The sequence below is a fragment of the Snuella lapsa genome (genome assembly GCF_039539345.1).
Lineage (GTDB): Bacteria > Bacteroidota > Bacteroidia > Flavobacteriales > Flavobacteriaceae > Snuella > Snuella lapsa.
The window spans coordinates 33,707-56,684 of sequence record NZ_BAABCY010000035.1 but is presented as its reverse complement, the minus strand read 5'-3'; the positions used below and the strand labels follow the sequence as shown (position 1 = coordinate 56,684).

The window sequence follows — 22,978 nt, the reverse complement described above, 5'->3', positions numbered from 1 at the left end:
GTTTATCTTCATTTAGTTACCTGAATAGCTCACAAAATTGCGAGGTGTCTCAAAAAGTGTGATTTCCAATTTTAAATGAGAAGCCAAATATGGCTTTATCTTATTATAGATTACAACAGCTATGTTCTCTGCCGTTGGGTTCAAATCTTTAAAATCTAAGACATCAAGATTCAAATTCTTATGGTCGAAAGCATCCTCAACTTCTGTTTTAATTAAATCCTTAAGGATTTTCACATCAATAACATAACCTGTTTCTGGATCAATCTCACCTGTAACACTCACTATCAACTCGTAATTATGTCCATGAAAACTAGGGTTATTGCATTTACCAAAAACCGCATTGTTTTTTTCATCGCTCCAATCTTTCCTATACAACCGGTGCGCTGCATTAAAATGTGCCTTTCTGCTAACAGTGACTTCCATTTAGGCTATATTAATATGCGTATAAAACTTATCAAAAATAACCTTAAACCATTCCGTATATAGCTCGGGGTGCAAAGCAATATCAGCTTTAACTGTTTCTAATGACATCCATTTCCAATCTGCCACTTCGTCTAGATTTATTTTGGGAGCTTCGTTATACTTCCCCAATAAAACATGGTCGTATTCATGCTCTGTTAAACCATTCTCAAAAGGTGCTTTGTAAATAAAGGAAATCGATTCTGTCAAGTCAACGGTAAATCCCATTTCTTCCTGCAGACGTCTTCTCCCCGCTTCGATATTGGTTTCACCATCACGCTGATGGCTACAGCATGTATTGGTCCAAAGCCCTGGTGAATGGTACTTATTAAGAGCCCGTTGCTGCAACATCAATTCATTTTCATCATTAAAAATAAACACCGAAAAAGCTCGATGCAACAATGCCTTTTCATGAGCTTCCATTTTGGGCATTAAACCAACTTGCTCATCATTTTCATTAACAAGAATTACTTTTTCTTCTTCCATAATGACACAAAAATACCAAGTTAATTTTTAAAATTCATGATTATAGATACAAATTTAAAAACCCATATCTTCTTGTATATGTATTGCGGTTAATAATAGTATCTTTGCAACCCATTTGCACAATTATTTATGAGTTTAATAGAAGAAATACAACGCAGACGTACATTTGGCATCATTTCACACCCTGATGCAGGTAAAACAACTTTAACCGAAAAATTACTTCTTTTTGGAGGAGCTATTCAGGAAGCTGGTGCCGTAAAAAGCAATAAAATAAAAAAGGGAGCGACCAGTGACTTTATGGAAATTGAACGCCAACGTGGTATTTCGGTTGCTACTTCGGTTTTGGCTTTTGAATATAACGGCATTAAGATTAACATTCTCGACACGCCTGGACATAAGGATTTTGCGGAGGATACGTTTAGAACCTTAACAGCCGTAGATAGTGTTATTGTTGTTATTGATGTAGCCAAAGGGGTTGAAGAACAAACAGAAAAATTGGTTGAAGTTTGTCGTATGCGCAATATTCCAATGATTGTGTTTATTAATAAAATGGATAGGGAAGGTAAAGATGCATTTGATCTTTTAGATGAAATTGAGCAAAAACTTGGCTTAAATGTTGTGCCTTTAAGCTTTCCTATTGGGATGGGATACGACTTTAAAGGGATATATAATATTTGGGAAAAGAACATTAATCTCTTTAGTGGTGATAGTAGAAAGGATATTGAGGAAACTATAGAAATATCCGATTTACAATCGCCAGAGCTTAACACGCTTGTAGGTGATACCGCAGCAGAGACTCTTAGGGAGGAAATTGAACTTGTTGAAGGCATATATCCATCATTTAACAGAGACAACTATTTAAATGGGAAGATACAACCTGTTTTTTTTGGGTCTGCACTGAATAATTTTGGTGTTCGTGAGCTACTGGACTGTTTTATTAATATTGCACCAAAACCGCGGCCAAAACAAAGTGAAGAACGCATTGTGGATCCTAATGAAAATAAGTTTAGTGGTTTTGTCTTTAAAATCCATGCAAACATGGATCCCAACCATAGAGACCGTCTGGCCTTTATTAAAATTGTATCTGGTACATTTAAAAGAAACACGCCTTACTTACATGTTAGGCATAATAAAAAGCTAAAGTTTTCCAGCCCCAATGCCTTTTTTGCAGAAAAAAAGGAAATTGTCGATATATCGTATCCTGGTGATATCGTTGGACTTCACGATACTGGTAACTTTAAAATTGGGGATACACTTACCGAAGGGGAAACAATAAATTACAAAGGTATTCCTAGTTTTTCGCCTGAGCACTTTAGATACATTAATAATGCAGATCCTTTAAAATCTAAACAGCTTTATAAAGGCATTGACCAATTAATGGACGAAGGTGTAGCTCAGTTATTTACGCTTGAATTGAACGGCAGAAAAGTAATAGGAACTGTCGGAGCCTTACAATATGAAGTTATCCAATACCGATTGGAGCATGAATATGGTGCTAAATGTAGCTATGAAAACTTAAATGTTCATAAAGCTTGTTGGATAGACCCAAAAGGAGCTAACCCAGAAGAATATAAAGAATTTACCCGGGTAAAGCAACGCTTTTTAGCTAAAGATAAACAGGGACAATTGGTATTTTTGGCCGATTCACCTTTTTCGTTGCAAATGACCCAACAAAAGTACCCAAGCATAAAATTTCATTTTACTTCTGAATTTGATTAATATTTTAAAATCTAGCTTCATTTGCTAACTATTGCTTACTTTATTCTTTAATGAGCAATACAGTAGCCGTGATATTTTAAGGTTTAATCGATTAAATTGGAGTTATTTAGGATAATGATTTATCTTTATTATAATCGTAACCCCAAAATGATTAAATCATGGAAGTCAATGCCAAAGAGTTTAGTAATGAAGAAATTACTGTAACCTACGACCCTTGCAAATGTGTACTGTCCGGAGTTTGTGCTAAAGAGCTATCCAATGTGTTTAGCAAATCCATTATTCCGTGGATAAATTTAGACAATACAGAAACACAACGCATAATTAATCAAATTAAACGTTGTCCTTCAGGTGCTTTAAAATACCAATTAAACAATAAAATAAAAGCTAGCTAATAGTAGCACTATTACAAAAAAAGAAGCCATTTGAAACCATTTCAAAGGGCTTTTATATTTACTTATCCTGTGGATCCGAAATTTAAAGGTATAGGTGGTTGCTAATGAAACATTTCGAGCAACTTCTTCCATATATACTACTTAAACTCCACATCAAGCATTATGCTTGTCCAGTGGAACCGAAATTTAAAGGTATAGGTGGTTGCTAATGAAACATTTCGAGCAACTTCTTCCATATATACTACTTAAACTCCACATCAAGCATTATGCTTGTCCAGTGGGACCGAAATTTAAAGGTATAGGTGGTTGCTCGTAATCCTTGATTTCACCATGAGCACTTTCAAATCTTGCCACATTATCTCCTAATGCTTTTAACAAGCGTTTTGCATGTTGAGGTGTTAATATAATCCTAGACTTAACCTTATTTTTAGGTACTCCAGGCATAATGTTTACAAAGTCTACAACAAATTCTGAAACCGAATGATTAATAATAGCTAAGTTAGAATAAGTACCTTCGGCCACCTTTTCGTCCAATTCAATATTAATTTGACCTTGCTTTTGTTTATTATTTTCTTCTGCCATAACTACAATGTATTATAAAAAAACATTCCCGCTATTGCGGGAATGTTAACTACTAATTATAATTTAATTCCTGTTTTACTTGCATCATCTCGTCAAACTCTTCTTTTGAGCCTACAATAATATTATTGTAACGACGCATACCTGTTCCTGCTGGAATTCTATGTCCGACAATAACATTTTCCTTCAAGCCTTCTAAAGTATCCACTTTACCTGCTACAGCTGCTTCATTAAGCACTTTAGTAGTCTCTTGGAAGGAAGCCGCAGAGATAAATGATTTTGTTTGAAGCGATGCTCTCGTAATACCTTGTAATATAGGAGTAGCTGTTGCAGGTTGTGCTTCTCTTGCTACAACCAATTGCTTATCCTCTCTACGCAAAATCGAATTCTCGTCTCTCAATTCTCTTACTGAAACTATCTGACCAGCTTTAAGTTTAGAAGAATCACCTGCGTCTTCTATAACTTTCATTCCAAAGATTTCATCATTTTCTTTAATGAAATCTGCTTTATGAACTAATTGGTCTTCTAGGAAGATAGTATCTCCAGAATCAATAATACGAACTTTACGCATCATTTGTCTTACAACAACCTCAAAGTGCTTGTCATTAATCTTCACACCTTGTAAACGGTATACTTCTTGCACTTCATTTACCAAATATTGTTGAACAGCTGAAGGCCCTTTGATATTTAAGATATCGTTAGGAGTAATAGAACCGTCAGATAAAGGCATCCCAGCTTTAACATAATCATTTTCTTGTACAAGAATTTGATTTGATAATTTAACCAAGTACTTTTTAACTTCTCCTAATTTAGATTCTACAATAATTTCACGGTTACCACGCTTGATCTTTCCAAAAGAAACCACTCCATCAATCTCACTTACAACTGCTGGGTTAGAAGGATTACGCGCTTCAAATAACTCTGTAACACGTGGTAGACCTCCCGTAATATCACCTGCTTTAGCAGACTTACGAGGTATCTTCACTAAAATCTTACCTACGGTAATCTTATCGCCATCGTCTATCATTAAGTGCGCACCAACTGGAAGGTTGTATGAACGAATCACTTCTCCTTTTCCATCTTCAATATGTAAAGTTGGAATAAGTTTTTTATTTCTAGATTCAGAAATTACTTTTTCTTGGAAACCAGTTTGTTCATCTATCTCAACTTGGTAAGTAATACCTTGTTCTATATTTTCATACTTTACTTTACCAGAAAACTCAGAGATAATAACACCGTTATATGGATCCCAAGAGCAAACCACATCTCCTTTACTTAATTCAGCTCCATTTTTAATATATAAAGTTGATCCGTAAGGAATGTTATTAGTACTTAAGGTAATACCTGTTTTCTTATCTATAAGTTTAAGTTCTGAAGTACGGGAAATTACAACATCTATCTCATTTCCTTCACTATCTTGTCCTTTAACAGTCTTTAAGTCTTCTATCTCGGCAATACCGTTAAACTTAACCGCTAATTTATTCTCTTCAGAAATGTTACCTGCAATACCTCCTACGTGGAACGTACGAAGAGTTAACTGTGTACCTGGTTCTCCAATAGATTGAGCTGCAACAACACCTACAGCTTCTCCCATTTGCACCATTTTTCCAGTAGCTAAATTACGACCGTAACATTTAGCACAAATACCTTGAAGAGCCTCACAACTTAATGGCGAACGTACTTCCATAGTTTCAATTGGAGAATCTCCAATAGCCTTGGCTATATCGTCTTCAATTAATTGTCCTGAAGTTACCAATAGCTCATCTGTTAGTGGGTGGTATACATCATTTAAAGAAACACGCCCTACGATTCTTTCCTGAAGCGTTTCAACTACTTCATCATTTTTCTTCAATGGTTCAACTTCAACACCTCTTAAGGTTCCACAATCTTCACTGTTAATAATAACATCTTGAGATACGTCTACCAAACGACGTGTTAAATAACCTGCATCGGCTGTTTTAAGGGCTGTATCTGCAAGACCTTTACGTGCACCGTGTGTAGAGATAAAGTATTCTAAAATTGAAAGTCCTTCTTTAAAGTTAGAAAGAATTGGGTTTTCAATAATCTCTCCTCCACCTGCGTTCGATTTTTTAGGTTTTGCCATCAAACCACGCATACCTGTAAGCTGACGAATCTGTTCTTTCGATCCACGAGCCCCAGAATCAAGCATCATAAATACGGAGTTAAACCCTTGTTGGTCTTCACGAATACGCTTCATAGACAACTCGGTTAACTCGGCATTTGTTGATGTCCAGATATCAATAACCTGGTTATAACGCTCGTTGTTGGTAATAAGTCCCATGTTATAGTTACCTGTAATACCATCAACTAACTCATTTGCTTTATCAATCATTCCTTGCTTTTCTGGTGGAATGATAATATCTCCTAAACTAAATGACAATCCACCTTGGAATGCAAAGTTGAATCCTAGTGTTCTAATTTCATCAAGGAAATCGGCTGTTTCAGGCACTGAGGTAAACTTAAGAATTCTACCGATAATGTCTCTCAACGATTTCTTGGTTAACACCTCATTGATAAATCCGGCAGCTTGTGGTACTTTTTGATTGAATAACACACGACCTACAGTTGTATCAATAATTGTAGGAGCCAATTTACCATCTTCATTAATATCTAATGTTCTTACCTTGATAGAAGCATTTAAATCTACGCGCTTTTCATTAAAGGCAATAACAACTTCTTCTGGTGAATAGAAAACCAAACCTTCTCCTTTAACGGTAAGCTCTGGCGTCGATTTACGTAGTTTGGTCATATAGTAAAGACCAAGTACCATATCTTGAGAAGGTACTGTTACTGGTGATCCATTGGCTGGGTTTAAAATATTGTGAGAAGCCAACATTAACAATTGACACTCTAAAATAGCCTCTGGTCCTAACGGTAAGTGAACCGCCATCTGGTCACCATCAAAATCCGCATTAAATGCCGTACATACTAATGGGTGTAATTGGATAGCTTTCCCTTCAATTAATTTTGGCTGGAATGCTTGTATTCCCAATCTGTGTAACGTAGGAGCACGGTTTAGCAATACTGGATGTCCCTTAAGAACATTTTCCAAGATATCCCAAACCACTGGCTCTCTTTTATCAATAATTTTCTTAGCAGACTTTACAGTTTTTACAATACCTCTTTCAATTAATTTTCTAATTACGAAAGGCTTGTATAGTTCTGCTGCCATATTTTTTGGCAATCCGCATTCGTATAATTTTAATTCTGGTCCAACGACAATTACCGAACGTGCAGAATAATCAACACGCTTACCTAATAAGTTTTGACGGAAACGTCCTTGTTTACCCTTAAGTGAGTCGGAAAGTGATTTTAAAGGCCTGTTAGAATCTGTTTTAACAGCAGATGATTTACGTGTATTATCGAATAACGAATCTACAGATTCTTGTAGCATACGCTTTTCATTACGCAAAATAACTTCTGGTGCTTTAATCTCTACAAGACGCTTTAAACGATTGTTTCTAATTATTACACGACGGTATAAATCATTTAAATCTGACGTTGCAAAACGACCTCCATCTAATGGCACCAATGGACGCAATTCTGGAGGTATAACCGGAATAACTTTCATAATCATCCATTCTGGACGATTCTCACGGTTATTGTTAGACTCACGTAAGGCTTCAACTACCTGTAAACGCTTTAATGCCTCCGTTTTACGTTGCTTTGATGTTTCGGTGTTGGCCTTATGGCGCAATTCGTACGACAAAGACTCAAGGTCAATCCTAGACAATAATTCAATTAAACACTCAGCTCCCATTTTTGCTAGGAACTTATTAGGGTCATTATCGTCCAGATATTGATTATCTTGTGGAAGGGATTCTAAAATATTTAGATACTCTTCTTCTGTAAGGAAATCCATTTTTTGCAATGGTTCCCCTTCTTCATTTTTTGCTATGCCTGGCTGAATTATTACGTAACGCTCGTAGTAAATAATCATATCCAGTTTTTTAGATGGTAATCCTAAAATGTAACCAATCTTATTTGGTAGCGAACGGAAATACCAAATGTGGGCTACGGGTACCACTAAATTAATATGACCAACACGGTCACGACGTACTTTCTTTTCTGTTACTTCTACTCCACATCGATCACATACAATACCTTTGTAACGTATACGCTTATATTTTCCACAGGCACATTCATAATCCTTTACAGGACCAAAAATACGCTCACAGAACAAACCATCGCGTTCTGGTTTGTGAGTTCGATAATTGATAGTTTCAGGTTTTAACACCTCACCTTTAGACTCAGCCAAAATAGACTCTGGTGATGCTAAACCTATTGAGATTTTATTAAATCTCTTTACTGTATTCTTATCTTGTTTTCTTGCCATTTTCTTAAGTTTTCAGTCTCAGTCTCAGTATTCAGTATCTAGCATAAACTGCTAATTAAATACTGAGACTGCCAACTATTTTTTACTCCTCTAATCGTATGTCTAATCCAAGACCTTTTAATTCATGCATTAATACATTGAATGATTCCGGCAATCCTGGATCTGGCATTGGCTCACCTTTAACAATACTTTCGTATGTTTTGGCACGTCCAATAACATCATCAGATTTTACAGTTAAAATTTCTCTAAGCGTACTTGAAGCACCATAAGCTTCAAGAGCCCAAACTTCCATCTCACCAAAACGCTGACCTCCAAATTGTGCTTTTCCACCTAGAGGTTGTTGTGTAATTAATGAGTAAGGTCCAATGGAACGTGCATGCATTTTATCATCAACCATATGTCCTAATTTCAACATATAGATAACACCAACTGTTGCTGGCTGATCGAAACGCTCTCCTGTTCCACCATCGTATAAGTGGGTATGACCATATCTAGGAATTCCAGCTTCGTCTGTCAATTCATTAATTTGGTCTATAGTAGCTCCATCAAAAATAGGTGTTGCATACTTACGGTTTAATTTTTGACCTGCCCATCCAAGAACTGTCTCATAAATCTGACCGATGTTCATACGAGATGGCACACCAAGTGGGTTTAGCACTATGTCTACAGGTGTTCCGTCTTCTAAGAAAGGCATATCTTCCTGACGAACAATACGTGCAACAATACCTTTGTTACCGTGACGACCCGCCATTTTATCCCCTACTTTAAGTTTACGTTTTTTGGCTATATAAACTTTAGCAAGTTTAATGATTCCTGATGGCAATTCATCTCCTACAGAAATAGTAAACTTCTCGCGTCTTAAAGCACCTTGTAAATCGTTTTCTTTAATCTTATAATTATGGATTAAATCGGCTACAAGTTGATTTGTATGATCGTCGGTTGTCCATTTTCCAGATACTAAATGTGCATAATCATCAACAGCATTTAACATCTTAAGCGTGAACTTCTTACCTTTTGGCAACACCTCTTCACCTAAATCATTATAAATACCTTGAGCAGTTTTTCCATTTACGATTGCGAATAATTTTTCGATTAAGATATCTTTTAAATCGTCAAACTTTCTATCATATTGTGCTTCTAATGCTAAGATATCATCTTTGTCTTGTGCTCTCTTACGTTTGTCTTTTACAGCACGAGAGAATAATTTCTTTTCAATAACAACACCATTTAAAGATGGCGAAGCTTTTAATGAAGCATCTTTTACATCACCTGCTTTATCACCAAAGATGGCACGTAATAGCTTTTCTTCTGGTGTTGGATCACTTTCTCCTTTTGGCGTAATCTTACCAATAAGAATATCTCCTGGCTTTACTTCTGCTCCAACGCGAATCATTCCATTCTCATCCAACTCTTTGGTTGCTTCTTCAGAAACGTTAGGAATATCGTTTGTTAACTCTTCGTTACCTAATTTTGTATCACGTACTTCTAAAGAGTATTCATCAATATGAATGGATGTAAAGATGTCTTCTCTAACTACTTTTTCAGAAATTACAATAGCATCCTCAAAGTTATACCCCTTCCAAGGCATAAATGCTACTTTCATGTTTCTACCTAAGGCCAATTCACCTTTTTGAGTAGCATAACCTTCACATAAAACCTGTCCTTTACTCACTTTATCACCCTTTTCAACAATTGGCTTTAAGTTAATAGAGGTTCCTTGATTGGTCTTTCTGAATTTAACTAATTGATATATTTTAAGATCGCTATCAAAGCTCACTTTAGCTTCGTCTTCGGTGCGATCGTATCTAATTCTAATTTCATTAGAATCCACATACTCTACAACACCATTTCCTTCTGCATTAACCAAAACACGGGAATCAGAAGCTACTTGGCGTTCTAATCCTGTACCCACAATTGGTGATTCAGGACGTAATAAAGGAACTGCCTGACGCATCATATTCGATCCCATCAAGGCACGGTTAGCATCATCATGTTCTAAGAAAGGAATTAACGATGCAGAGATAGATGAAATTTGGTTAGGCGCTACATCTGTATAGTGAATGGCAGTTGGCTCGATAACTGGAAAATCACCTTCCATTCTAGCAATAACCTTATCGTGCAATATTTTACCTTCTTCATCTACTTTTACAGTAGCCTGCGCGATTAACTTTTCTTCTTCTTCTTCAGCACTTAAGTATACTGGAGCCCCTTTAATGTCTACTACGCCATTTTCAACTGGACGATATGGTGTTTCTATGAATCCCATAGTATTCACTTTTGCATACACAGAAAGTGATGAAATTAATCCAATATTTGGACCTTCAGGAGTTTCAATAGGACACAAACGACCATAATGTGTATAGTGTACGTCACGTACCTCGAAACCAGCTCTTTCACGGGATAGACCACCAGGTCCTAGGGCTGATAAACGACGCTTGTGTGTGATCTCTGCTAATGGATTTGTTTGATCCATAAACTGAGACAACTGGTTGGTACCGAAGAATGAATTGATCACAGAAGACAACGTCTTTGCATTAATCAAATCAATAGGGGTAAATACTTCATTATCCCGAACGTTCATACGCTCACGAATGGTACGCGCCATACGAGCTAAACCAACACCAAACTGCTGTGATAATTGTTCACCTACTGTACGTACACGACGGTTGGACAAGTGATCGATATCATCAATTTCTGCTTTAGAATTGATAAGCTCAATTAAATATTTTATAATGGTAATGATATCTTCTTTGGTAAGCACTTGCTTATCCATTTCAATATCAAGACCTAATTTTTTATTCATTCTATAACGTCCAACTTCTCCTAAAGAGTAACGTTGATCACTAAAGAATAACTTATCTATAATACCACGTGCTGTTTCTTCATCTGGTGGTTCGGCATTACGTAATTGTCTATAGATATGCTCAACAGCCTCTTTTTCTGAGTTTGTTGGATCTTTTTGAAGCGTATTGTGAATGATAGCATAATCACCTTGCTCTGCACTTTCTTTATGCAGAAGAATGGTTTTCACATCTGCTTCAATAATTTCTTCTATATTATCTTTATCTAAAACAGTATCACGATCAAGAATAATTTCATTACGCTCAATTGATACTACTTCTCCTGTATCTTCGTCAACAAAATCCTCATGCCATGTGTTAAGTACACGGGCAGCTAGTTTTCTTCCTAAACATTTCTTTAATCCAGATTTTGACACTTTAACTTCTTCAGCTAAATCAAAAATCTCTAAAATATCTTTATCGCGTTCAAAACCTATAGCTCTAAACAAGGTAGTAACAGGTAACTTTTTCTTTCTATCGATATAAGCATACATTACCTGATTGATATCTGTTGCAAATTCAATCCAAGATCCTTTAAAAGGAATTACCCTTGCCGAATATAATTTTGTTCCATTAGCATGGAAGGATTGGCCAAAAAATACACCAGGAGAACGATGCAACTGCGATACAACAACGCGTTCTGCTCCATTTATCACAAATGTTCCACTGGGAGTCATGTAAGGTATAGTACCCAAATACACATCTTGAACAATGGTCTCAAAATCCTCATGTTCAGGATCTGTACAGTATAACTTTAACCTTGCCTTTAATGGCACACTGTACGTTAGACCTCTCTCGATACACTCATCTATAGCATAACGTGGTGGGTCTACAAAGTAATCTAAAAACTCTAAAACAAATTGATTACGAGAATCAGTAATTGGGAAGTTTTCCATGAAGGTGTTATACAGGCCTTCATCACCTCTTTCTTCAGATTTAGTTTCTAATTGGAAAAAATCCTGAAAGGATTTAATCTGAATGTCCAAGAAATCTGGATATTCGGTTCTATTTACAATAGAGGAGAAATTTAATCTTTCAGCTTGTGTTGATAACATCAATGGACGGAATTTTGATTAAAAAAAATAATATTGGCGTATAATATTGTTATATACGCAAAATGGTTTAGGTCTTGAAGTATTAACCTTCAGACCTAAACCTTTGTATTGTTTGGTTGCTAAGCTTACTTAAGCTCAACCTCTGCTCCAGCTTCTTCTAATGATGCTTTTAAGCCTTCTGCTTCGTCTTTAGAAACACCTTCTTTAATTGCGCTAGGTGCACCATCAACTAATTCTTTAGCTTCTTTTAATCCTAAACCAGTTAATTCTTTAACTAATTTTACAACAGCTAATTTAGAACCACCAGCTGCTTTTAAGATTACATCAAATTCAGTTTGAGCTTCACCAGCATCGTCTCCACCAGCAGCAGGACCAGCAGCAACTGCTACAGCAGCAGCAGCAGGCTCGATACCATACTCATCTTTTAATATAGTAGCTAACTCGTTTACTTCTTTTACTGTTAAGTTAACTAATTGTTCTGCGAAATCTTTTAAATCTGCCATTTTCTATCGTTTTAATAAATTTTTAATTGTAATATAATTGTATAAAAGTGCGTACTATTTAATACTATCCTTCTTTTTCGGATAGTGTTTTAATGATACCAGCTAATGTTCCTCCACCTGATTTAAGTGCAGAAATGACATTCTTAGCAGGAGATTGTAGTAAGCCTACAATATCACCGATCAACTCTTCTTTAGACTTGATATCTACTAACATGTCTAGTTGGTCATCACCAATATAAACTGCTTCCTCAATAAATGCTCCTTTTAATAAAGGTTTTTCAGATTTTTTACGGAAGGTCTTAATTAATTTAGCCGGTACGTTACCTGTTTCTGAATACATCACTGATGTATTACCTTTTAAAACCGAAGGAAGATCACCAAATTCTCTATCTGATGCTTCCATTGCTTTTTCAAGTAATGTATTTTTAACAACTGCTAATTTTACGTTTGCTTTAAAACAAGCACGACGTAAGTCTGAAGTAGTTCCTGCGTTTAATCCTGAAATATCTGTTAAATAGATATTTGCATTATTGGCTAATTCTGCAGTTAACTCTTCAATTACTTGTGATTTTTCTTCTCTTGTCATAATAAAAGTTTTTAACTAATTAACCAATTTTAGGATCAACAGCAACACTTGGACTCATTGTACTTGAAAGGAAAATACTTTTCACATAAGTACCTTTTGCAGCAGTTGGTTTTAATTTAATTAATGTTTGTAATAATTCGTTTGCATTTCCTGCAATTTTATCAGCACTAAAAGATGCCTTACCTATTGCTGCATGTACGATACCTGTTTTATCAACTTTAAAGTCAATTTTACCTGCTTTAACTTCACTAACAGCTTTAGCGACATCCATGGTTACGGTTCCTGTTTTAGGGTTAGGCATTAAACCACGAGGGCCTAATATTCTACCTAATGGGCCTAATTTCCCCATAACACTAGGCATGGTAATAATTACATCTACTTCGGTCCAACCACCTTTAATTTTATCAAGGTATTCGTCTAAACCAACGTAATCTGCTCCAGCGTCTTTAGCCTCAGCCTCCTTATCGGGTGTTACCAATGCCAATACTTTCATATCTTTACCAGTACCGTGAGGAAGTGACACTACACCTCTTACCATTTGATTTGCTTTTCTAGGATCTACACCTAAACGCACAGCGATATCAACAGATGCATCAAATTTTGTATTTGTGATATCTTTTACTAATGCTGATGCTTCATCAAGAGAATATAATCTTCCCTTTTCTATTTTTGCTAAAGCTTCTTTTTGCTTTCTTGTTAATCTTGCCATTTTTAATGTCTTTAATAGATTAAGAAGGGAATTGCCCTGTTACGGTTATACCCATCGATCTCGCGGTACCAGCTACCATCTTCATAGCAGATTCAATAGTAAATGCATTTAAATCTTGCATTTTATCTTCTGCTATAGTTTTGATTTGATCCCATGAAACTTTAGCTACTTTTTTTCGGTTTGGTTCTCCTGAACCTTTCTTCACCTTGGCCGCTTCTAATAATTGTACTGCAGCTGGAGGAGTCTTGATTACAAAGTCAAATGACTTATCTTTGTAAACAGAGATAACTACTGGTAATACTTTACCAGCTTTATCTTGAGTTCTAGCATTAAACTGCTTACAGAACTCCATAATGTTAACTCCAGCAGCACCTAAAGCGGGTCCAACCGGTGGCGACGGATTCGCAGCACCTCCCCGAACTTGTAACTTAACTACTTTACCTAATTCTTTTGCCATTTTTAATAATTTAGTTTGATACGCTCTATTTTTTGGAAGCTTTAAAACGCATCATTTATATAGTGTAACAATTATTATACTTTTTCAACCTGCATATAGCTTAACTCTAATGGTGTTTTTCTTCCAAATATCTTTACCATTACTTCAAGCTTACGCTTTTCTTCATTTATATTCTCAATAGTACCATCAAATCCATTAAACGGTCCATCAATAACTTTAACAGTTTCCCCTTTCGTAAATGGTATTGCCACGTTTGTAGTTTCTTCTACAGACAACTCATCTACTTTACCTAACATTCTGTTAACTTCAGATTGTCTTAGCGGCACTGGATCACCTCCTTTAGTTTCTCCTAAGAAACCTATCACGTTCGTTACAGAACGTATTATATGAGGCACCTCACCAGTTAAATTCGCTTGAATCATTATATAACCAGGAAAATAAACTTTCTCTTTGCTTATTTTCTTTCCATTGCGGATTTGAATCACTTTTTCTGTTGGAACCAACACTTGATCCACATAATCCTGAAGACCTAAACGAGCGATTTCATTCTCTATATACGTCTTAATTTTATGTTCTTGACCACTTACAGCTCGAACAACATACCATTTTTTTCCACTTTCCTCAGACATAAATCTATTTTTAACAGTTAGTTAATCCAATCAAAGTAAAATGTTATGACTTTGCTAAAAACAGTATCTACACCCCATATAGCAAGAGAAAATATAATTGAAAACAACGCAACTAAAACAGTTAAACTTTGTCCTTCAGCCAAAGTTGGCCAAGTAACATTGTTCTTTAGTTCTCCAAATGATTCTTTTATATAATTTACAATTCCTGCCATTCTTTTTGTTCTTAATTTGCACGGGTTGCGAGACTCGAACTCACGACACCTGGTTTTGGAGACCAGTGCTCTACCAACTGAGCTAAACCCGTAAATATAAGTCAAAAGGCATCCCGATAAACGGGATACCTTAAGCTATATCATTAAACTTAATTTAGTCTAAAATTTCAGTTACCTGACCTGCTCCTACTGTTCTACCACCTTCACGGATAGCGAAACGTAAACCAACATTCATTGCAATTGGTTGGATTAATTCAACAGTAATAGTTAAGTTATCACCAGGCATAACCATTTCAACACCATCAGGAAGCGAAATGTTTCCTGTTACGTCAGTTGTACGCACGTAGAACTGTGGACGGTAGTTGTTATGGAAAGGTGTGTGACGACCACCTTCTTCTTTTTTCAAGATATAAACCTCAGCTTTGAAGTTTTTATGTGGTGTTACAGAACCTGGCTTAGTGATTACCATACCTCTAGAGATTTGAGTTTTCTCAATACCTCTTAATAAGATACCAGCGTTATCACCAGCTTCACCTCTATCTAATATTTGACGGAACATCTCGATACCAGTAATAGTAGATGTTAACTTCTCAGCTCCCATACCAATAATTTCTACAGGATCTCCTGTGTTAGCAACACCAGTTTCAATTCTACCAGTTGCAACAGTACCACGACCTGTAATTGAGAATACATCTTCAATTGGCATTAAGAAAGGCTTATCCATATCACGAACAGGCTCTTCAATCCAATTATCACATGCTTCCATTAATTCCATTACAGTATCTACCCATTTTTGCTCACCGTTAAGTGCACCTAAAGCAGAACCAGAAATTACAGGACCATTATCACCATCGTATTCATAGAAGTTTAATAAATCTCTAACTTCCATATCTACTAACTCTAAAAGCTCTTCATCATCAACCATATCTACTTTGTTTAAGAAAACAACGATACGAGGAATACCTACCTGACGACCTAATAAGATGTGCTCACGAGTTTGTGGCATAGGACCATCAGTAGCAGCAACCACTAAGATAGCACCATCCATTTGAGCTGCACCAGTTACCATGTTCTTTACGTAATCCGCGTGACCTGGACAGTCAACGTGAGCATAGTGACGATTTTGTGTTTGATATTCTACGTGAGACGTATTAATTGTAATACCTCTTTCTTTTTCCTCTGGAGCGTTATCAATTTGATCAAAATCTCTCGCCTCTGATAAACCTGCATCAGCTAATACTTTAGTAATAGCAGCAGTTAAAGTTGTTTTACCGTGATCTACGTGTCCAATTGTACCAATATTTAAGTGTGGTTTTGAACGATCGAAAGTTGCCTTTGCCATGTTTTTAAATAATTTAAATCTTAGTTATATAATAATATTAGTGTATTCTAATTTTTAGCTTCTACATAGAGCCAATGACGGGAATTGAACCCGTGACCTCTTCCTTACCAAGGAAACGCTCTACCCCTGAGCTACACCGGCTTTTTATTTACGATACCTATTTAAACCTACCTAAAGGTAGATTTACGACCATAACAGCTTAGTAATTCATAAATTCTTTAGAGCGGGAGACCGGGTTCGAACCGGCGACATTCAGCTTGGAAGGCTGACGCTCTACCAACTGAGCTACTCCCGCAATAATATAACAATTCAAAGTCAACAATTCTTAAATCCACCCGTACAGAAAAGACTTAAAAAGTGGGGAGAGCAGGATTCGAACCTGCGAAGACATAGTCAGCAGATTTACAGTCTGCCCTCGTTGGCCGCTTGAGTATCTCCCCAAGTTAACTTTTGTGTTTTATTTTCAATCCTTTAAAGAACGTATTTTTAAAAAAGAAATGTTATTAAAAGCCGCTAAATTTAAAGTTATTTCCAACTTCAACCACTTGTTATTACACTTACCTTTTCAAAATTTCAAGAGCCGATAGAGGGACTCGAACCCACGACCTGCTGATTACAAATCAGCTGCTCTAGCCAGCTGAGCTATATCGGCTTTTCTTTGCTTTTTTCCACATAAAAAAAGCCCGCTATTTCTAACGGACTGCAAATGTATATATTTATTTTTTTATTCAAAACATTTTTTAGAAATTTTTACTATAAATGCGCTCTTAATTTCTCTTTTCGCTTTTTTAACTGCCTTTCTAGTGATGCCGCTGCTATATCCGCTCCTTCTTCAAAGGTTTTACATTGTTTTTTCACCACAAAACTATCACCAGGCACACTTACTCTTGCTTCAAAAATTTTATTCTCTTTATCGCTAGTATTTTCAACTTTTAAGTAAACGTCTGATTTGATGACCTTATCATAAAATAAATCCAACTTATCCATACGTTTTTGAATAAAATCTATCAGCTTTTTATCTGCATTAAAATTAACTGATTGCATGTTTACTTTCATACTCTTCTTTTTTGGTTAGACAAAATTTTTCACTCGATAATCGAGATTTAAATGCCCCGAGGCGGTTTACTCTCTTTTTTCACTCCTTGGATGCGAGTTCACATATACTTTTTTTAGCTCAGCAATACTATTATGCGTATATATCTGTGTAGCTGCCAAGCTTGCGTGCCCCAAAAGTTCTTTAACAGCATTTAAATCGGCTCCTTGATTAAGCAAATGCGTTGCAAAAGAGTGCCTTAATATATGAGGACTCTTTTTTACCTTTGAAGATGCTTTACTAAAATAATCATTTATTATTCTGTATACAAGTGTTTCATATATTTTTACCCCCTTTTTTGTAACAAACAAATAGTCGGTGTCCAAAATAGAATTTAACTCGAGCCTTAGCTTTAAATATTTACGAATCGTTTGCCGCACTGTTTCTAATAACGGCAGAATACGTTCTTTATTTCTCTTTCCTAAAACCTTTAACGACTTATTGTCTAAATCAATATTATCTAACTTTAACTGTATCAACTCTATACGACGTATTCCAGTAGAATAAAACAATTCAACAATTAATTTATTTCGCATACTTTCGAAATCATTTTCATTTATAAAACCGTCCAAGACAGCTGTTATTTCCTCTTCGGAAAAAGGAACTTGTACTTTTTTACTTGTCTTTAAAGCCTTATGCTTAGCTAGAGGGTTTAGCTTAATAGTGTCTGTTTTTAAAAGAAATTTATAGTAGGTATTAATGGCAGATACTTTCCTGTTAGCACTCCTATTTGAAAGACCTCTTTCCACCAACCATACAATCCAAGTTCGTATTTGAGAATAATTAACATGTAGTACCTCCTCCATTTTGTATTCAAGAAAAATGAATTGGGAAAAATCTTCTAAATCTTTTAGGTACGCCTTAACAGTTAAAGCTGAGTAGTTCTTTTCTAGTAACAAATAATCTGCAAAAGACTTAAAGGACATATTGTATTAAAATTAGAGAAACCACCCATTACCCCTCCCTTTTGAATCAACACTGCATAACTTAATTTACTATGTTAAATTTCTCTTTTTAGGTTTGTGTAAATTTCAAATGAGAACCGATTTTAAAAGTACGAAGTTTTATTGAATTTTAAAATAAAGAATTTCTTGAAACGAACTATCTCCGAGGCAGATCCATAGGGGGGGGGTATTTCGCTCGTTTCATTTTGACCCCACAAGGCCAAAAACCGAAATTCTGTATTTAGATTCCCATTTTATTCATCAAAACATATTTTAAATTAAGGTATTCATGAATCTACGATTTAACGGGAATGACAATTTCAACGGAAACCCCGACGCTGAGCGTCGAGGAATTATTTTTGATTAACCACAAAAAAAATTCCCGCAAACTGCGGGAATCTATTTTGTAAATAAATAAGCTACTATTTATATATCTTCTGCATCTCTTAATGCTTGGATATATTGCGCTTTTTGAATTTGCGCTCTACGCTCAACTGATGGCTTTGTAAATTGCTTACGTGTTTGCAACTGACGCTTAACACCTGTCTTATCGAACTTACGCTTAAAACGCTTTAGCGCTCTATCTATATTTTCTCCTTCTTTAATTGGTATTATTAACATAGTGTCTTAACCTCCTCTCTTTTAGAATTTCAGGCTGCAAATATAAAAACAATTATTAATTAATAATTATTAATTGTTAATTATTTTACGTCGCTGGTTTATATTCTTTTTTATCTATGACTATTTTAGCCAAAATCTCGCGCAGTATTTCAGAAGTACCTCCTCCTATTGGCCCCAGCCTACTATCTCTTAATAGCCTAGCCATTGGATAGTCTTCCATGTAACCATAACCTCCTAAAAATTGAAGGCATTCGTAAATAACCTCATCTGCCATTTTAGTGGATTGCAACTTAGAAATAGTTGCTTCTTTTACAGCATAAATTCCTTTATCTAATTGGGAAGCCACTAAATAATTATACGCTTTGCAAACTTCCATAAAACTATAGAGATCCGAAAATTTGTGTCGCAATGCTTGGTGTTGATTTATTGCTTTGCCAAAGGTTTGTCGTTCGGACATATACTGCTTTGCATAGTCAAGGGCATATTCTGCTCGTGCATGTGCATTAACCCCCATTATTAAACGCTCTAAAGCAAAGTGCTGCATAATGTACTGAAACCCCCTATCGCGTTCTCCCATAAGATTCGCTTCGGAAACCACAACATTATTAAAAGCTATTTCAGCCGTATCTGATGCTCTCCATCCTAACTTATCCAATTTTGTGGCCGTTATTCCGGGAGCGTCTTTATCTACAACAAATATGCTTACCCCCTTGTTTCCAAGCTCAGGATTTGTTTTCGCTGCAACAATCATATAATCACAGTAAACACCATTGGTTATAAAAGTTTTTGAACCGTTAATTATATAATTACCTCCTTCTTTAACAGCTGTAGTTCGCATACCAGCCACATCACTACCACCAAAGGGTTCGGTAACACATAAGCATCCTATTTTTTCACCAGCAATACTCGGTGCCAAATAACGCTGCTTTATACTATCATTACCTTCTTTATTAAGATGCGTCATTGCTAAATAGGCATGCGCCCACATAGCCGCAGCAAACCCTCCTGAATTAATCTTTTGAAGTTCTTCTAAAAAGATAACCGTGTAAAACAAATCTAAATCCGTCCCTCCATACACTTCAGGATAAGCGATACCAAAATACCCCATATCTCCAAACTTCTTCCAAACAAACCGATCAATTATCCCTGTTTTCTCCCATGTATCTATATAAGGAACAACCTCTTTTTTTAGAAATCCCTGAAGACTCTTCCTAAAAAGATCGTGTTCCTCTGTGAAGTACATACTATGCATCTATAAAAATTTATTTGTGTTTTAGTTTAGCTTAAATTTTCCTTAGAACCTCCATTTTATCCTCCAATCACTCAATAAAGCTCTAAGCTTGTTAATTTGCAATTTTAATCAAGCGACAAATATAATTTAATTATCTCGATTTTATTTACAGGAAAGTCCTTAACTTTTGTTAATTCATCCAGTGACTTATAACTTTCCCTTAATTGCCTTTGTTCTATAATATGATAAGCTAAATCATAGTCTATGTACTGAATTGTTACTAAATTTTCTACAGTCGCCGTATTCAAGGCTATTTTCTGAATGACTCTTGGTGTTTTTACCGTAAACTCATTTGTAAGCCTATCTATAACTTCTGGTGTTAGACCATAGACATCCTTTAACTGTATATCGGCTATAAAGCCTCCCTCAAAACTATTTCTATATTTTACAATACGTTCTGAAAGCACCTTACCAATTCCATTTACCTTTTGAAGCTGTTGTGCTGTTGCTTTATTTAAATCTAATTTTTGAGCGTATGTTTTAGGGGCATAAACCTTTTTGTAACCAGCTATTTCTTTAGGGGTTGACTTTACAGCCCATTCTGGAAACTTAAAAAGTGGGATGATAACATTTAAAAGGGAATCGGATATTTGCGTAACCTCTTGAAACTGTTTAGCCGAATTAATCCATTTATTGTCTTTTCTAAATGCCAACAACCGATCAATTTCTTGATTACTCATCCCTAAAAGACTGCCTTTGTAATCGGTTAAAAAATTAGGGTTAAAGGGATATATCTTAGGTTTGTCTATCTGTTTGACATGCCGTAACGAATCAACTTCTTTGATATAGCTTTGGAGCTTAGCCTTATATTCATTTTCGTGAACCAAGCCAGAAGAAAAATCTACGTAAAGACAAAGGCTTTGCAAAACAAGAACCAGTATCATTAATAAAAAAATCCCATTTCGTTGTGCTCTGGAAAAAACGAAATGGGATTTTATATTTTTCATGATCGGTGCTTAACTTAAAGCTTCTCTTTTCATTTTAATAGCGTCTGTGTAACGTTTTAATTGTTTTTTAACAACAGGCATTAGCAAATACAATCCTACCATATTTGGGAAAACCATTGCAAAAATCATAGCATCAGAGAAGTCCCAAATAGACTTCATACTTGCCGCCGCACCTATTACTACAAAAGTTAAGAACAAAATCTTATAAGTTAGGTCTGCTTTTTTACCTCTTCCAAACAAAAACTTCCATGATTGCAAGCCATAATAACTCCAAGAAATCATGGTAGAGATAGCAAACAAGAAAACTGCAATAGTTAAAAAGACATTTGAAAACGGAATATACTCAGCAAAAGCCTTGGCTGTAATCCCTGCTCCTTCATAAGCAACACCGTCTATCATAACCGCACCTAGACCATCACCTCCATATTGAAAGAAACCGCCAAAGTTAAATATGATAATTACCAACGCTGTCATGGTGCAAATCACCACTGTATCAATAAAAGGTTCTAATAACGCCACTAAACCTTCACTTGCAGAATATTTTGTTTTTACTGCGGAATGCGCAATAGATGCCGAACCAGCTCCTGCCTCGTTCGAAAAAGCCGCTCTTTTAAATCCAACCAATAACACGCCTATAAATCCACCCACTCCTATAGCTGTAGGGTTAAACGCTTCTTCCAGAACTAATGCAATAGCATCATCTATTAAACTAAAGTTTCCTAAAATGATATATAGACAACAAATAATATACAACAGAGCCATAAACGGTACTATTTTTTCGGTAACCGATGCTATCCTCTTGATCCCGCCAATGATTATAACACCAACAATAAACGCTATAACCAAACCTATTACCGTACCTGCCATAGTACTTTCTAGTCCTAATAACTCCTTAACAACAATTGTAGCTTGATTCGACTGAGCAGCATTACCTCCTCCAAAAGAACCTCCAATACAAAATATCGCAAATAAAACCGCCGCAACTTTCCCTAAGGTTTTAAAGCCTTTTTCTTTTAATCCTTTAGTCAGGTAATACATTGGGCCACCATAAACTGTTCCGTCTGCTCCAACATCCCTATAGTGCACTCCCAAAGTACATTCAACGAATTTGGTAGACATACCTAGTAAACCACAAACAATCATCCAAAATGTTGCTCCTGGCCCACCTAATGCAATTGCCAATGCTACTCCTGCGATATTACCGTTACCAACAGTTCCTGACACTGCGGTAGCCAAAGCCTGAAAATGCGACACCTCTCCATGAGAACTTTCATCCCTAATGGTTTCTTTTATATCACCATCTATCTCTAAATCACTGTGTAAGCTTTCTAAATTCTCTATATGCTCTTCAATATCATCTACTGTATTAATATCTACTCCTTGTGCTATACCTTCTTCTCCATATAAAATCTTTGCTCCATGTTTCTCTATGTCTTCATACTTTCCTCTAACCACACTAATAGCAGTCCAAAAGTGCCTGACATTAGGAAACTTGAAATACAATGTAAAGAACGCCGCACTAAACACCAATAGTATTAATACAAACGGTGTGCCGCCAATTTGAAAAAAAATGACACTTGAGAAAAAATCCGAAACGGGTTTAAAAGCTTCATCTATTTGTTGGTCTATCCCTTTTTCGGTGGTTTCTTGTGCAAGTGTTATAAATGGAAGTACCAATGTGAATATTGAAAGAAGGTATTTCTTCATAAGGAGTTAAAATTAGTTAGTTATTGATATTTTTTACTTTAAAAGCGGCA

At 35.8% G+C, this 22,978-nt stretch carries 20 protein-coding genes and 5 tRNA genes; 2 read left to right on the top strand and 23 right to left on the bottom strand.

Annotation, left to right across the window (positions count from 1 at the left end; translation table 11 throughout):
- Positions 1-12: 12 nt before the first annotated feature.
- Positions 13-423: a 6-pyruvoyl trahydropterin synthase family protein gene (locus ABD792_RS07215; protein WP_345005200.1), complete on the bottom strand. Its 411-nt coding sequence runs from the start codon at positions 421-423 to the stop codon at positions 13-15.
- On the bottom strand, positions 424-945 hold the full coding sequence (gene idi / locus ABD792_RS07210; RefSeq protein ID WP_345005199.1) for an isopentenyl-diphosphate Delta-isomerase: 522 nt from the start codon (positions 943-945) through the stop codon (positions 424-426). It abuts the gene before it with no gap.
- A gap of 129 nt (positions 946-1,074) precedes the next feature.
- On the opposite strand from idi, the gene ABD792_RS07205 reads away from it, so the two are divergent.
- Together ABD792_RS07205 and ABD792_RS07200 are read left to right on the top strand one after the other, a co-directional pair.
- Positions 1,075-2,664, top strand: a complete 1,590-nt coding sequence (locus tag ABD792_RS07205) for a peptide chain release factor 3 (RefSeq protein WP_345005198.1) — start codon at positions 1,075-1,077, stop codon at positions 2,662-2,664.
- Between the two features lie 158 nt (positions 2,665-2,822).
- Positions 2,823-3,056, top strand: a complete 234-nt coding sequence (locus ABD792_RS07200; RefSeq protein WP_345005197.1) for a (4Fe-4S)-binding protein — start codon at positions 2,823-2,825, stop codon at positions 3,054-3,056.
- Between the two features lie 264 nt (positions 3,057-3,320).
- Here ABD792_RS07200 and ABD792_RS07195 read toward each other — a convergent pair whose 3' ends face one another.
- The 21 genes from ABD792_RS07195 to ABD792_RS07095 all read right to left on the bottom strand — a co-directional run bounded on the left by ABD792_RS07195 (position 3,321) and on the right by ABD792_RS07095 (position 22,928).
- Positions 3,321-3,638, bottom strand: a complete 318-nt coding sequence (locus ABD792_RS07195) for a DUF3467 domain-containing protein (protein ID WP_199116672.1) — start codon at positions 3,636-3,638, stop codon at positions 3,321-3,323.
- 52 nt (positions 3,639-3,690) lie between these two features.
- Positions 3,691-7,992, bottom strand: a complete 4,302-nt coding sequence (gene rpoC / locus ABD792_RS07190; RefSeq protein ID WP_345005196.1) for a DNA-directed RNA polymerase subunit beta' — start codon at positions 7,990-7,992, stop codon at positions 3,691-3,693.
- Positions 7,993-8,074: 82 nt separating this feature from the next.
- Complete coding sequence (gene rpoB / locus ABD792_RS07185) at positions 8,075-11,887, bottom strand: DNA-directed RNA polymerase subunit beta (protein ID WP_345005195.1); 3,813 nt, start codon at positions 11,885-11,887, stop codon at positions 8,075-8,077.
- A 125-nt stretch (positions 11,888-12,012) separates the two neighbouring features.
- Positions 12,013-12,390, bottom strand: coding sequence for a 50S ribosomal protein L7/L12 (rplL, locus tag ABD792_RS07180; protein ID WP_345005194.1), 378 nt, complete (start codon positions 12,388-12,390; stop codon positions 12,013-12,015).
- A gap of 64 nt (positions 12,391-12,454) precedes the next feature.
- Positions 12,455-12,976 (bottom strand): 50S ribosomal protein L10, encoded by a 522-nt coding sequence (gene rplJ / locus ABD792_RS07175; RefSeq protein ID WP_345005193.1) that lies wholly within the window; start codon positions 12,974-12,976, stop codon positions 12,455-12,457.
- A 19-nt stretch (positions 12,977-12,995) separates the two neighbouring features.
- The gene (gene rplA, locus ABD792_RS07170) at positions 12,996-13,685 is read right to left on the bottom strand and encodes a 50S ribosomal protein L1 (protein WP_345005192.1); all 690 of its coding nucleotides are present in this window, start codon (positions 13,683-13,685) and stop codon (positions 12,996-12,998) included.
- Positions 13,686-13,704: 19 nt separating this feature from the next.
- The gene (gene rplK, locus ABD792_RS07165) at positions 13,705-14,142 is read right to left on the bottom strand and encodes a 50S ribosomal protein L11 (RefSeq protein ID WP_345005191.1); all 438 of its coding nucleotides are present in this window, start codon (positions 14,140-14,142) and stop codon (positions 13,705-13,707) included.
- 74 nt (positions 14,143-14,216) lie between these two features.
- Entirely contained in the window at positions 14,217-14,771 is a 555-nt protein-coding gene (nusG, locus tag ABD792_RS07160; RefSeq protein ID WP_199116666.1) for a transcription termination/antitermination protein NusG, read from the bottom strand.
- A 17-nt stretch (positions 14,772-14,788) separates the two neighbouring features.
- Complete coding sequence (secE, locus tag ABD792_RS07155; protein ID WP_345005189.1) at positions 14,789-14,983, bottom strand: preprotein translocase subunit SecE; 195 nt, start codon at positions 14,981-14,983, stop codon at positions 14,789-14,791.
- Positions 14,984-15,002: 19 nt separating this feature from the next.
- A tRNA-Trp gene (locus ABD792_RS07150) sits at positions 15,003-15,075 on the bottom strand.
- Between the two features lie 62 nt (positions 15,076-15,137).
- Positions 15,138-16,325 (bottom strand): elongation factor Tu, encoded by a 1,188-nt coding sequence (gene tuf, locus ABD792_RS07145; RefSeq protein ID WP_345005187.1) that lies wholly within the window; start codon positions 16,323-16,325, stop codon positions 15,138-15,140.
- Positions 16,326-16,394: 69 nt separating this feature from the next.
- A tRNA-Thr gene (locus ABD792_RS07140) sits at positions 16,395-16,466 on the bottom strand.
- 81 nt (positions 16,467-16,547) lie between these two features.
- Positions 16,548-16,620, bottom strand: a tRNA-Gly gene (locus ABD792_RS07135).
- A 63-nt stretch (positions 16,621-16,683) separates the two neighbouring features.
- Positions 16,684-16,765, bottom strand: a tRNA-Tyr gene (locus ABD792_RS07130).
- 138 nt (positions 16,766-16,903) lie between these two features.
- Positions 16,904-16,977 (bottom strand) — tRNA-Thr (locus ABD792_RS07125).
- Positions 16,978-17,078: 101 nt separating this feature from the next.
- Positions 17,079-17,381, bottom strand: a complete 303-nt coding sequence (gene hpf, locus ABD792_RS07120) for a ribosome hibernation-promoting factor, HPF/YfiA family (protein WP_345005185.1) — start codon at positions 17,379-17,381, stop codon at positions 17,079-17,081.
- 66 nt (positions 17,382-17,447) lie between these two features.
- Complete coding sequence (locus ABD792_RS07115; protein WP_345005184.1) at positions 17,448-18,344, bottom strand: tyrosine-type recombinase/integrase; 897 nt, start codon at positions 18,342-18,344, stop codon at positions 17,448-17,450.
- Positions 18,345-18,788: 444 nt separating this feature from the next.
- Entirely contained in the window at positions 18,789-18,983 is a 195-nt protein-coding gene (gene rpsU, locus ABD792_RS07110; RefSeq protein WP_345005183.1) for a 30S ribosomal protein S21, read from the bottom strand.
- An 85-nt stretch (positions 18,984-19,068) separates the two neighbouring features.
- Positions 19,069-20,235 (bottom strand): acyl-CoA dehydrogenase family protein, encoded by a 1,167-nt coding sequence (locus ABD792_RS07105; protein ID WP_345005182.1) that lies wholly within the window; start codon positions 20,233-20,235, stop codon positions 19,069-19,071.
- 104 nt (positions 20,236-20,339) lie between these two features.
- Positions 20,340-21,221, bottom strand: a complete 882-nt coding sequence (locus ABD792_RS07100; protein WP_345005181.1) for a ComEA family DNA-binding protein — start codon at positions 21,219-21,221, stop codon at positions 20,340-20,342.
- Positions 21,222-21,230: 9 nt separating this feature from the next.
- A complete protein-coding gene (locus ABD792_RS07095) occupies positions 21,231-22,928 on the bottom strand; it encodes an alanine/glycine:cation symporter family protein (RefSeq protein ID WP_345005180.1) in 1,698 nt (565 codons plus the stop codon).
- Positions 22,929-22,978 lie beyond the last annotated feature (50 nt).

Bases quoted from the DNA above. Each gene is read 5' to 3' on its own strand.
- ABD792_RS07215 (WP_345005200.1), bottom strand. From the start codon at position 423: ATGGAAGTCACTGTTAGCAGAAAGGCACATTTTAATGCAGCGCACCGG.
- idi (WP_345005199.1), bottom strand. From the start codon at position 945: ATGGAAGAAGAAAAAGTAATTCTTGTTAATGAAAATGATGAGCAAGTT.
- ABD792_RS07205 (WP_345005198.1), top strand. From the start codon at position 1,075: ATGAGTTTAATAGAAGAAATACAACGCAGACGTACATTTGGCATCATT.
- ABD792_RS07200 (WP_345005197.1), top strand. From the start codon at position 2,823: ATGGAAGTCAATGCCAAAGAGTTTAGTAATGAAGAAATTACTGTAACC.
- ABD792_RS07195 (WP_199116672.1), bottom strand. From the start codon at position 3,638: ATGGCAGAAGAAAATAATAAACAAAAGCAAGGTCAAATTAATATTGAA.
- rpoC (WP_345005196.1), bottom strand. From the start codon at position 7,992: ATGGCAAGAAAACAAGATAAGAATACAGTAAAGAGATTTAATAAAATC.
- rpoB (WP_345005195.1), bottom strand. From the start codon at position 11,887: ATGTTATCAACACAAGCTGAAAGATTAAATTTCTCCTCTATTGTAAAT.
- rplL (WP_345005194.1), bottom strand. From the start codon at position 12,390: ATGGCAGATTTAAAAGATTTCGCAGAACAATTAGTTAACTTAACAGTA.
- rplJ (WP_345005193.1), bottom strand. From the start codon at position 12,976: ATGACAAGAGAAGAAAAATCACAAGTAATTGAAGAGTTAACTGCAGAA.
- rplA (WP_345005192.1), bottom strand. From the start codon at position 13,685: ATGGCAAGATTAACAAGAAAGCAAAAAGAAGCTTTAGCAAAAATAGAA.
- rplK (WP_345005191.1), bottom strand. From the start codon at position 14,142: ATGGCAAAAGAATTAGGTAAAGTAGTTAAGTTACAAGTTCGGGGAGGT.
- nusG (WP_199116666.1), bottom strand. From the start codon at position 14,771: ATGTCTGAGGAAAGTGGAAAAAAATGGTATGTTGTTCGAGCTGTAAGT.
- secE (WP_345005189.1), bottom strand. From the start codon at position 14,983: ATGGCAGGAATTGTAAATTATATAAAAGAATCATTTGGAGAACTAAAG.
- tuf (WP_345005187.1), bottom strand. From the start codon at position 16,325: ATGGCAAAGGCAACTTTCGATCGTTCAAAACCACACTTAAATATTGGT.
- hpf (WP_345005185.1), bottom strand. From the start codon at position 17,381: ATGAAAGTAAACATGCAATCAGTTAATTTTAATGCAGATAAAAAGCTG.
- ABD792_RS07115 (WP_345005184.1), bottom strand. From the start codon at position 18,344: ATGTCCTTTAAGTCTTTTGCAGATTATTTGTTACTAGAAAAGAACTAC.
- rpsU (WP_345005183.1), bottom strand. From the start codon at position 18,983: ATGTTAATAATACCAATTAAAGAAGGAGAAAATATAGATAGAGCGCTA.
- ABD792_RS07105 (WP_345005182.1), bottom strand. From the start codon at position 20,235: ATGCATAGTATGTACTTCACAGAGGAACACGATCTTTTTAGGAAGAGT.
- ABD792_RS07100 (WP_345005181.1), bottom strand. From the start codon at position 21,221: ATGAAAAATATAAAATCCCATTTCGTTTTTTCCAGAGCACAACGAAAT.
- ABD792_RS07095 (WP_345005180.1), bottom strand. From the start codon at position 22,928: ATGAAGAAATACCTTCTTTCAATATTCACATTGGTACTTCCATTTATA.